This window comes from Levilactobacillus humaensis (assembly GCF_024345185.1).
Classification (GTDB): Bacteria; Bacillota; Bacilli; order Lactobacillales; family Lactobacillaceae; genus Levilactobacillus; species Levilactobacillus humaensis.
Map to the genome: position 1 here is coordinate 18394 of NZ_BROB01000031.1, position 10400 is coordinate 28793.

Here is a 10400-nt window from a genome sequence, read left to right on the forward strand (position 1 = left end):
ATCGTCACCATGCACAACAGTTTTCTGTACTCCCCACGTATGTGGGGATGATCCTATTCTTACTGATGGGATGTTGGGCAGGAAATGGTACTCCCCACGTATGTGGGGATGATCCTGTGGAATTATCCGCGGTGGCTAGCGGTAGCAGGTACTCCCCACGTATGTGGGGATGATCCCTTAGCGTGGTTAGCTTACTATAGAATCATCAAGTACTCCCCACGTATGTGGGGATGATCCCTTGCTTATTGATTAAAAAAATTAATGACGGTGGTACTCCCCACGTATGTGGGGATGATCCCGAAATTAATCGCAAGACTTTACGTGTCAAGGAGTACTCCCCACGTATGTGGGGATGATCCAAATCCTGCCAAACGTCGCTGCCAATTATGACTGTACTCCCCACGTATGTGGGGATGATCCCTGCACCGTGGTCACGAACCGCGTGCGTGAGCGTACTCCCCACGTATGTGGGGATGATCCTACCTTGACTGTTAGAGCACTTTTCGCCGATCAGTACTCCCCACGTATGTGAGGATGATCCCCCGGAGAAGTTGTGGTTAATGGTTGGTTTTCCGTACTCCCCACGTATGTGGGGATGTTTTTTTACGATCCCTTTCGATTCATCAGAGGGTTACTTACATATGTAAGATCAAATTGGTTAAGAAAAAGTTTGGGAATCTATAGGATATCTTTATTCAGATTAGTTATAGATACGTGGAAAGGCTTAAGAGTACTTGTTCATTAGTGAGAGATGTTTCTCAACCATGTGTCGAGAAAGCTAGGTTAGTTGGTACACTATATATCTAGAAAGGTACCGCTACTGCTTAAGGTGTGAGAATGCTCAACCAGGTATCTCTAGATATGATAAAATGAGTGCACATGCCTACAGTGGTTGATAATACTGGGTTTAAGGCTACAAATTGGAATATTAAAATAATTAGAAAATACTATTTATTATTTCGTAAGACGTCTATATTGACTTGAACCGTCTTTATCTGTATCTTCAAAGATACGATGGCATCAGGCTTTCGGCGTCTTATTGAACAGTCTATAATTGTTAAAAAGAGATAGTTAAGAGGATGTACATATGGCGATAAAGATATCTGATCGAACATCGGTACTTTGGGCTAAGAAACGTACTGAGGACGGGCATCAATCCTGGTTGCCCTTGATTGTGCATTTAATTGATACACAGAACACGATTAACTATTTATTTGCTAAATGGCTGAGCCCAGACCAGCAGCGGTTATTGACGGGACGATTGTCAGAAGAAGAGACACAGAGACTGGTCAAATTTGTAGGGTTTATACATGATATCGGTAAAGGCACCGCAGCCTTTCAAACTAAGAAATCCTATGATCACGACGATTCGCTGGATGAGGATCTTAGATCTCGACTGGCCCAAGGGGGATTTCGAGGACTGGATGAAGTTGTACTAGCTTCTGCAGGTCAGTCTCCACATGCTTTAGCTGGTGAGGCCATCATTGAAGATTTTGGTGTCCCTGAGTCCATCGGGGCCATCATCGGGGGCCATCATGGGAAGCCAGCTAAAGAAGCACCAGAGAACCAGATTGACGACTACACAGCAAACTTTTATCAGGATGATGTCGACCCTAAAGTTCAGAAGCCATGGAAGGCTGTGCAGAAAGAATTATTTGAGTATGGACTGACCACTTCAGGCTATCAAGAAGTGGCGGATATTCCTGATATCACGCAACCACAAGCCGTTGTCTTAGAAGGCTTGTTGATTATGGCCGATTGGCTGGCATCAAGTGAATATCTAGATTATCAACAGGAAAAGCCGCTTTTTCCGCTAATTCCGTTGGGTCAGGCGTATCAAGATATTGATGTGGACTCACGTTTTAGACGAGCTATGGGTAACTGGTCCGTTGGTGGGGAGTGGCAACCACAACGAATTGATCCGGACGATCTAGATCAGGTCTACATGGATCGCTGGAAATTTAAGCCACGACCCGTGCAGAGATCCATGAGTCAAGCAATTGGAAAAGCCCTTGACCCAGGAATGGTGATTGTTGAGGCACCAATGGGGTTGGGAAAGACCGAGATTGCGTTACTTGCTGTCGAACAATTGGCGTATATGACAGGGAGTGATGGTCTTTTCATGGGACTACCGACTCAAGCAACAACCAACGCGATGTTTAACCGAGTTAATAAATGGTTGAAATTTTTAGCTGAGCTTCAGGATGAGAACTTTGAAATTAAGCTGATGCACAGTAAGGCGCAATTTAACCAAACGTATCGAAGCCTTCCAGATGCTTCAAACGTCTATGGTGAGGAAGATGGTCATGGGGATGTTGTGGTTAATGGCTGGTTCTCTGGCAAAAAGTCTATTCTGTCGAAGTTTACGGTCGGAACAATTGATAATCTCTTGCTAATGGGGCTGAAACAAAAGCACCTGTTCTTACGGCACCTGGGCTTTAGTGGCAAAGTGGTCGTGATTGATGAGGTCCATGCCTACGATGCCTATATGAATCAATACCTGTATAAGGCAGTCAATTGGCTAGGGGCTTACCATGTTCCCATTGTCATTTTGTCAGCGACCTTGCCGAAAGCGAAACGGAATGCTCTTCTAAAGGCTTATCTACTTGGAAAATATGGCAAAAAATATGTGCGAAAATTGGTTGCACCGGAAGGCTGGGAAGAAACACAGGCCTATCCATTACTTAGCATCTTGGATGGCAGTCAAATTAAACAGACGACATCATTTCCAGGCAAAAGTGACCAGCAACCAGCCCACATCCAAGTTAAACGGTTGGATCTTCCTGATGAGGCTCTTATTGCTCACGCGTTACATAAGATTAGCGATGGCGGAGTTGCAGGAATTATTGTTAATACGGTTAAGCGGGCACAGAGGCTGGCTCAATTAGTGCCGCCTGATATTCAATTGATGGTGATGCATTCAGCATTTTTGGCTAATGATCGGTCAGCCCACGAGACTAAGATACAGGATGCAATTGGAAAGCATGGGAATCGTCCGGAAAAGATGATTGTTATTGGGACACAGGTCCTAGAACAGTCTCTGGATATTGATTTTGATGTGATGTATACGGACATTGCCCCGATGGATTTGATTCTTCAGCGAGCTGGGCGTCTCCATCGTCATCAGATTGAACGGCCTAAGGTTTTACATAAACCGCAATTATTTATCATGGGGATTGAAGGAACCAATGAATACGAGGCGGGTAGTACTTTTGTTTACGGGCAGTATCTTCTCATGAAGACGGATCATTTTCTGAAAGATGAAATTGTCTTGCCAGATGACATCTCACCTTTAGTGCAAAAGGTTTACGACCCCAAGACGGACTCAGAGGTTGCGGAGATTGCCACAGCTCAAGCTAAGTTCGAAATAGATCTGGAAAAGGAAGAAAATAAGGCCCACTTTTTCCAAGTTGGGGCACCGAAGCTTAAAATTGGCGCCACAATTCATGGTTGGCTGAGTCGCGATCTGGGCAATATTGGTAATGATGATCAGCAGGCCAGTGCGGCAGTCCGTGATATCAAAGAGACCTTGGAAGTTATTCTGATTCAGCACACGGAAGAAGGAAACTTCTTGGTAGGTGGTCAGCCCTTGGCAGACGTTAACTCACAGGTAATCGTGCAACAAATTATTCGGTTGCCTTTTGTGATTACACCGAGCCCCCAAAAGGTTGAGCAGGCGATTAAAGCCCTTGAAGACCTGACGAATAAATACTTCTCAGGCTGGCAAAGTGATATTTGGCTCAAGGGATCGCTAGTATTGCCGTTAGACAAGGACTTCTCAGTAACTTTTGAAGGTTGGCACCTCACGTATTCTGCAAAGCTAGGACTTAAATATGTACAGGAGGATGACAATCGTGGATGATAAAAACTTCAATTTAACCACGGAACCGTGGATTAAGGTCATCACGCTAGACGATAATCAAGAACAAACAGTATCTCTAATCGACTTATTTGAAAATGCCCACCGTTATCGTCAATTAGCCGGCGACATGCGGAGCCAAGACCTGGCGATCTTACGGCTTCTACTAGCTATCTTGACAACTGTCTATTCGCGATTCGATGCCGATGGTCAGCTGTATAAATGGCTAGAGATCAATGAAAAATCAGAAGTTAGTATTGATACTGATGAATTTGATGAGGACGACAGCGAAGATGATTTATTCAAGACCTGGCAGAATTTGAGTCAGGCGGGTCAACTTTCACCAGTGGCGACGCAATATCTAAAGACACACGCTGACGAGTTTGATTTCTTTGGGCCGCATCCGTTCTATCAAGTGACCGCAGAAGACTACGATGCCTTGGTCCCCGAAGCAAAACGCGTTGCTGGTGGGAAAGGGCAAGTTGGTATCAAGCAGCTTAATCGTCAGGTCTCAGAAAGTGGCAATACACCAGCTATCTTTGCTCCAAAGGCAGGAGAAACTAAGAATAATCTGCCCCTGGATGAACTGGTTCGTTGGATCATTAGCTACCAGAACTTTACCGGCGTGACCGATAAATCCAAGGTTGTGACCGATGAAAAATTCTCGAATTCGGCCGGTTGGATCTATCGAATTAATCCCGTATTCGCTAAGGGAAAGTCTCTGTTTGAAACGTTATTGCTGAATTTAATTCTAGTGAATGAATGGCAGGATGAGATTGAATACACGTTGCCTAAGCCGGTTTGGGAATACAAGTCCGTTCGAGACTACGTGACGCACCGGAAGGCCCAGCTTTTACCAGACAATCTGGCTGAGCTGTACACGACTTGGTCACGAATCTTACATATCGAGTGGGACGAAACAGACTCACCTCATATTTTCAGCGCCGGAATCCCCATATTTGACTACGAAGACGCCCTGATTGAACCGATGACGACCTGGCGCTTTGACAGAAAAGAACATGCCTATCGGCCGGCAGTCAAGGGATTACGATCCTTGGGGATCGCGATGTGGCGCAACTTTGGGCAATATGTTAAGGTCCGAAGTTCTGACGATGTCCATGAACCGGGAATTGTGGTTTGGCTACACAAACTGAAAAAGAGGAAATTGATTCCACGTGAGGATTCTTTGATTTTGAATTCAGTGGCCCTGATTAGCGATGGGGTTGCGACCTCACAATCACCAGCGGCAGAGGTCGTTGATGACATGCAACTCCAGGCTGATGTCCTGTTCCCTAGTGATGATCAGAATGAACCGATGAAACGTTGGCCAACGCGGATTGAAGACACCATTGCCCTCACACAGACGATTGGGACGGACTACTTCCACTTTGCCAGCGACATTGGGAAGATTCGTAATCTGGATGTTCGGCCGTTTGCTAGTGGGATGAGTGCGAAATTCTATGAACAGCTGAACGAACCCTTTAAGGAGTGGTTGGAGAATTTGGAAAGCGGAGATAACCGTGATAAACGAGTTAATCAATGGAAGCAGACACTTCAAAGGATTGTGGTGGCGTCAGTTAATGATGTGATGCAGGCCAGCTCGCCCAGAGATGTCAAGGGAATTTCTACTGACCATGGACCCTTGAATATATTCACGGCTAAGAATCGCCTGATGGGGAGTGTCCAGAAACATCTTGAGTTGAAGAAGGAGTGATGAGGGTCTATGGCAGAAGAACTTAAACAGATTGCCGGTCGAATAATTCACTCGATTTATCGAGACGGCGCGGCAGACAAGGCAACGTTAGCTAATTTGAGAAATGCACCGACCGTGACGAGTCAACGCGCACAGAAGGTATGGCCGCTCTTAATGGCAAACCTAAGTGAGCAGCAGCTCAGCAAAAACGGGGTACCCACGCGAGAAGAGGTTGCGGTGTATACGGCGATCCGGTTCTACGCGATCTACCAACAAGGTAACCAGACAGCGTGTGTTTATGCGCCCGCCAGAGGTAAGGATGCTAAAGGGCAAATGCTCTTTGGTGCCTTGGGTAATTTGCGAGGAAATGAAGACTTACGAGTTGCCATGGATCGGCGTGTGCAGCCACTACTGGCTACGACAAATGTAGCGGGTGTGATCAACGAGCTATCTCACTTGATTAGCATTTTGAAATCACATGGGAATAACCAGCAGATTGACTTTGCCCAGCTGGCCCAGGATCTCTATTGGTTGCAAGTGAGTTACGAACAAGCCAGCCGAATTCGGTTGCTTTGGGGACAACAGTATTTCAGACAAGCAGATAAAACTGAGGGAGAGAAAGCTAATGACTAATCTATATGTTGATTTGAACGTGTTACAAACTGTGCCATCATCCAACATTAACCGGGATGATACGGGTGCTCCTAAGACAGCCTTTTATGGCGGTGTGACGCGGTCTCGAGTTTCTTCTCAAAGCTGGAAAAAGGCTGTTCGGGATCGATTTGATAAGGATAACGTGGCTACTGGAAAACGGACAAAGAAGGCCGCTACCTTGCTAGCTGACGAATTAAAGACCCTTGATCCAACCTTAGATGACGACGCTGCCATGGGCAAGGTCGGCGATATCTTCAAGGCGGCTTCAATCAAGTTGAATAAGGAAAACGAGACGGGAGCCCTGCTGTTCGTTAGCGAGGGGCAACTTCGCAAATTGGCGCAATACGCTTTAGATAATGAAGAACTAGATAAAAAGGAAGTCAAAAAAGTTCTGAAGGGTGACCAGTCGCTAGACTTGGCCTTGTTTGGCCGAATGGTGGCAGACAATCCAGAGCTCAACGTGGATGCTTCAGCCCAAGTCGCTCATGCGGTATCAACCCATGAAGTGATTCCGGAATATGATTACTTTACGGCGGTCGACGATGCGCGGGCGGATGATACAGCCGGTGCCGCTATGCTGGGAACGATTGATTACAATTCAGCAACCCTCTACCGCTATGCCAATGTGAATATGAACGAATTGGTCTACAATCTTAACCCAGAAGATGCCATTCATGGGGCAGCGGATTTCATTAAAGAGTTCGTCCTCTCGATGCCTACTGGGAAGCAGAATACCTTTGCGAATAAGACTTTACCAAGCTATGTCATGGTTACGATTCGAACCGACACGCCAGTTAATTTAGTTTCGGCCTTCGAAAACCCCGTTCATTCAGATGGTGGCTACGTTGAACCTTCTATTCAGCGGCTGGACGATGAGTATCAACGTACAGAGAGTTTCGTTGAAGAACCTCTCGCAAACTTCATTTTAGGCAAACCAGATTCACAAATTGGTGACAGCGTGGCCAATTTATCTGAACTTTTAGACAAGGTCACTGAGACGTTATCGAAGGTGGTTCCAGATGAAAACACTAACGATTAAACTTACCGCACCCTTACAGTCGTACGGCAATGAAGCGTCATTTACGCGGCGGACAACAAATGATTACCCTACAAAAAGTGCGGTGATCGGGATGGTTGCGGCCGCCTTAGGATACCGCCGGAGTGATGAGCGGATCGTGGCATTAAATGACCTAGGCTTTGCCGTCAGAATCGATCAAGTTGGTCGGAACTTGACAGACTTCCAGACGGTTGAATGGAAAAAAGATACCCGTAAGATTACCTACCGGGATTATATTCAGGATGCGGTGTTCGTGGTCGCGTTGGGTAGTGACGATAGCCAGCTGATTGAAAAGATCAATGTGGCCTTACATCACCCACACTTCCAATTATTCCTTGGTCGTCGTTCGAATGTCCCGGCCGGTCCTCTCGTTACGCAGGAGTTCTCAGACGAGACGCCAGTGGCAGTTTTAGAACAGCTTCCATGGCAAGCAAACAGGCGGTATCAGAAACGAAGCAAAAGCCATCGCTTAGAAATCGTGGCCGATGCCAGTCTGATTTCGGATAAGCAGAGCGCCATGGTTAAGGACCGCGTCGTCTCTTTCGATCAACGTGATCGGCGCTACGGTTTTCGGGCGATTGCCAGAACAACGGTTGATCTAACTAATTTAAATTCTCAGGAGAGCGAACCGGAAACGACACATGATGCTTTCGGCGCAATCTAGGAAGGAGTCAGCATGTACTTATCAAGAGTTGAAATTGACGTGAATAATCGCGCTAAAACGAAAGATTTAACGCACCTTGGTGCTTATCACAACTGGGTTGAGCAGAGCTTTCCTCAAGAGATTGCGGCGGGACAACGGACACGACACTTGTGGCGAATCGATCATTTAGGCGGCAAGAAGTACCTGCTAGTCCTGAGTGAAGCGGCCCCAGATCTCGATCAATTGGCAATCTACGGAGTGGCCGGTACGGCGATGACCAAATCCTACGATCGGCTATTAGACAGCATTCATGAGGGGAAAATTCTCCAATTTCGCTTAACAGCGAACCCCACGTATTCGATCATTAAGCCGGGCCAGAAGCAGGGACGCGTGGTTCCCCACATTACGGTTGCCCAACAGCGAGGCTGGCTGGAAAAAAGAGCTGAAAAGGCTGGATTTCAGATCGTCAAACAGGAATCAGTGGATTCAGATGATCAAGAAGCAACACTGGCTTTTGATATCGTCAACCGGGAGTGGCCGATGCTCCATCGGAAGGCCGGTCGCGGTGTACGGCTAAGTCGCGTGACCTTTGAAGGCCTTCTGCGAGTGGCTGATGTGGACGACTTTAAACAAACGCTGACCAAAGGACTCGGACGTGAGAAAGCCTTTGGTATGGGGTTAATGACGGTGATTCCGGAGGCTTGATAGAATGGGTAAGCAAGTTGGGGCAGAAAAGCCAGAACGGCGCGAATTGGGCCGGGTTGGTGATCGAACAACTTTCTTATATTTAGAGCACGCAAAGTTAAATCGACGAGACAGTGCCATTCAGGTGATGGATTCCCGGGGAATTGTTTATGTCCCCGCGGCAATTATCAGTGTACTGATGCTGGGCCCCGGCGTGGATATGACCCACCGCGCCATGGAACTGATTGGCGAAGCCGGGCTAGGGGTGATTTGGGTCGGTGAACGTGGGGTTCGGCAGTATGCTTACGGGCGGCCACTGAACCACTCCTCGGCTCTAATCGAGGCCCAAGCTCGGCTCGTTTCGAATAAACGTACCCGGTTAATGGTTGCAAGACAGATGTATCAGATGCGGTTTCCTAACGACGATGTTTCGGGATTAACCATGCAACAGCTGCGGGGCAAGGAAGGTGCACGAGTTCGTCGCGTCTACCTAGAACAGTCTCAGGCAACTGGGGTGGCATGGTCGCATCGGGAGTACAATCCGGATGATTTCGATTCGGGGACGCCGATTAACAAGGCGTTGACGGCGGCTCATCAGGCTATTTATGGGTTGAGTTACAGTGTCATTTCGGCATTAGGGGCCTCGGCCGGGTTGGGCTTCGTCCATACGGGCCACGATCTCTCTTTCGTTTACGACTTTGCTGATCTCTACAAGGCCGAGTATTCTATTCCGATTGCCTTTCAGGTGACGGCTAAGTTTGGTAACGATCCGGATATTGGGTCCAGAACTCGGCGGGCCATGCGCGATGCCTTCGTAGATGGTAAGTTGCTTGCTCGCATGGTGCGAGATTTAAAAGCCTTGCTAGGCATGACCGACGAGAGTGAAATTGACGTCGTGAGTTTGTGGGATGATCAGATGGGACTCCAGAAATTTGGGGTTCAATACCATGAGCTTCAGGAAGATGGTCGCTCATGATTGTCGTGACGTTAACGAAGGTTCCCCGGTCGTTACGAGGGGACCTCACTAAGTGGTACCAAGAGATCCAGACGGGGGTCTACGTCGGCAACGTGAGTGCTCGGATTCGCGATATGTTGTGGGATCGAATCATGAAAAATATAGGCCATGGTGAAGCCACCATGGTCTATAATTCTAACAATGAATTAGGGTATACTTTTCGCACCACGCGTAAAGATCGCGACGTGGTTGATTTCGATGGGATTCCATTGATGATGCATCTGAATGAGGCGACTGGCCCGGTAAAACACGGGTTCAGTAACGCTGCCAAGTTCCACCAGGCTAAGGTGATGACGCGTAAGCTGGCCAATAAAAAGCCAGTAGCTGCACCACCAACTCTGATTGCGATTGATCTTGAGACGACTGGTTTGGATCCAATCGAGGATGAGATTATGGCGATCGGTGCGGTTAAACGGGTTCAAGGTAGGCCCATTGAGAGATTTTACCAATTAATTCAGATTGATAAACCAATTCCTAAAAACGTTATGAGCCTAACCGGACTAACTTCTGAATTATTAAATGAGAAGGGGGTTAGTTTGGCTGCTGGTCTGCAGGGCCTCAAGACGTTCATTGGCGATACACCGCTGATTGGGTATAACCTGCACTTTGACGAAACCTTCTTGACGGCTGGTTTTAAAAGGAACGGCTTACCAGATCTAGGTAATCGAATGGTAGATCTGATGCCGGTAGTTAAGAAAGCTAATAAGTTTTTAGATAAGGGAGATTGTAAAATATAACCGAACACTTGTAGACAAAAAAGCCCATAGAGGCCTTTAATAGAATTACCACAACACT

Annotated in this window: 8 protein-coding genes and 1 CRISPR repeat array (1 of these 9 running past the window's edge); all 8 genes read left to right on the forward strand. The window is 47.1% G+C overall.

Translation table 11 applies throughout. The features are described from left to right. Nucleotides 1–602: direct repeats of the CRISPR family, unit length 28 nt; unit sequence GTACTCCCCACGTATGTGGGGATGATCC (it extends 157 nt beyond the left edge of the window). A gap of 485 nt (nucleotides 603–1087) precedes the next feature. Genes cas3 through cas2e form a run of 8 tightly spaced genes read left to right on the forward strand, consistent with a single transcriptional unit; the run spans nucleotide 1088 to nucleotide 10342 of the window. Then, nucleotides 1088–3862 carry a CRISPR-associated helicase Cas3' gene (cas3, locus tag OCU14_RS09485; protein ID WP_261810831.1) on the forward strand — a complete coding sequence of 925 codons (2775 nt, stop codon included), beginning with the start codon at nucleotides 1088–1090 and terminating at the stop codon, nucleotides 3860–3862. Beyond that, the gene (locus OCU14_RS09490) at nucleotides 3855–5573 is read left to right on the forward strand and encodes a type I-E CRISPR-associated protein Cse1/CasA (RefSeq protein ID WP_261810832.1); all 1719 of its coding nucleotides are present in this window, start codon (nucleotides 3855–3857) and stop codon (nucleotides 5571–5573) included. Before cas3 ends, OCU14_RS09490 begins: the two co-directional genes overlap by 8 nt. 9 nt (nucleotides 5574–5582) lie before the next feature. Continuing rightward, nucleotides 5583–6185: a type I-E CRISPR-associated protein Cse2/CasB gene (gene casB / locus OCU14_RS09495; protein WP_261810833.1), complete on the forward strand. Its 603-nt coding sequence runs from the start codon at nucleotides 5583–5585 to the stop codon at nucleotides 6183–6185. After that, entirely contained in the window at nucleotides 6178–7245 is a 1068-nt protein-coding gene (cas7e, locus tag OCU14_RS09500) for a type I-E CRISPR-associated protein Cas7/Cse4/CasC (protein WP_261810834.1), read from the forward strand. Before casB ends, cas7e begins: the two co-directional genes overlap by 8 nt. After that, nucleotides 7226–7927, forward strand: a complete 702-nt coding sequence (gene cas5e, locus OCU14_RS09505) for a type I-E CRISPR-associated protein Cas5/CasD (protein ID WP_261810835.1) — start codon at nucleotides 7226–7228, stop codon at nucleotides 7925–7927. Before cas7e ends, cas5e begins: the two co-directional genes overlap by 20 nt. Nucleotides 7928–7939: 12 nt before the next feature. Continuing rightward, nucleotides 7940–8611 (forward strand): type I-E CRISPR-associated protein Cas6/Cse3/CasE, encoded by a 672-nt coding sequence (gene cas6e, locus OCU14_RS09510; RefSeq protein ID WP_261810836.1) that lies wholly within the window; start codon nucleotides 7940–7942, stop codon nucleotides 8609–8611. A 4-nt stretch (nucleotides 8612–8615) separates the two neighbouring features. Then, nucleotides 8616–9566, forward strand: coding sequence for a type I-E CRISPR-associated endonuclease Cas1e (cas1e, locus tag OCU14_RS09515; RefSeq protein ID WP_261810837.1), 951 nt, complete (start codon nucleotides 8616–8618; stop codon nucleotides 9564–9566). After that, complete coding sequence (gene cas2e / locus OCU14_RS09520; RefSeq protein ID WP_261810838.1) at nucleotides 9563–10342, forward strand: type I-E CRISPR-associated endoribonuclease Cas2e; 780 nt, start codon at nucleotides 9563–9565, stop codon at nucleotides 10340–10342. Before cas1e ends, cas2e begins: the two co-directional genes overlap by 4 nt. Nucleotides 10343–10400 lie beyond the last annotated feature (58 nt).

Excerpts from the sequence above, each read along its gene's own strand:
- cas3 (WP_261810831.1), top strand. The coding sequence starts at position 1,088 with ATGGCGATAAAGATATCTGATCGAACATCGGTACTTTGGGCTAAGAAA.
- casB (WP_261810833.1), top strand. The coding sequence starts at position 5,583 with ATGGCAGAAGAACTTAAACAGATTGCCGGTCGAATAATTCACTCGATT.
- cas7e (WP_261810834.1), top strand. The coding sequence starts at position 6,178 with ATGACTAATCTATATGTTGATTTGAACGTGTTACAAACTGTGCCATCA.
- cas5e (WP_261810835.1), top strand. The coding sequence starts at position 7,226 with ATGAAAACACTAACGATTAAACTTACCGCACCCTTACAGTCGTACGGC.
- cas6e (WP_261810836.1), top strand. The coding sequence starts at position 7,940 with ATGTACTTATCAAGAGTTGAAATTGACGTGAATAATCGCGCTAAAACG.
- cas1e (WP_261810837.1), top strand. The coding sequence starts at position 8,616 with ATGGGTAAGCAAGTTGGGGCAGAAAAGCCAGAACGGCGCGAATTGGGC.
- cas2e (WP_261810838.1), top strand. The coding sequence starts at position 9,563 with ATGATTGTCGTGACGTTAACGAAGGTTCCCCGGTCGTTACGAGGGGAC.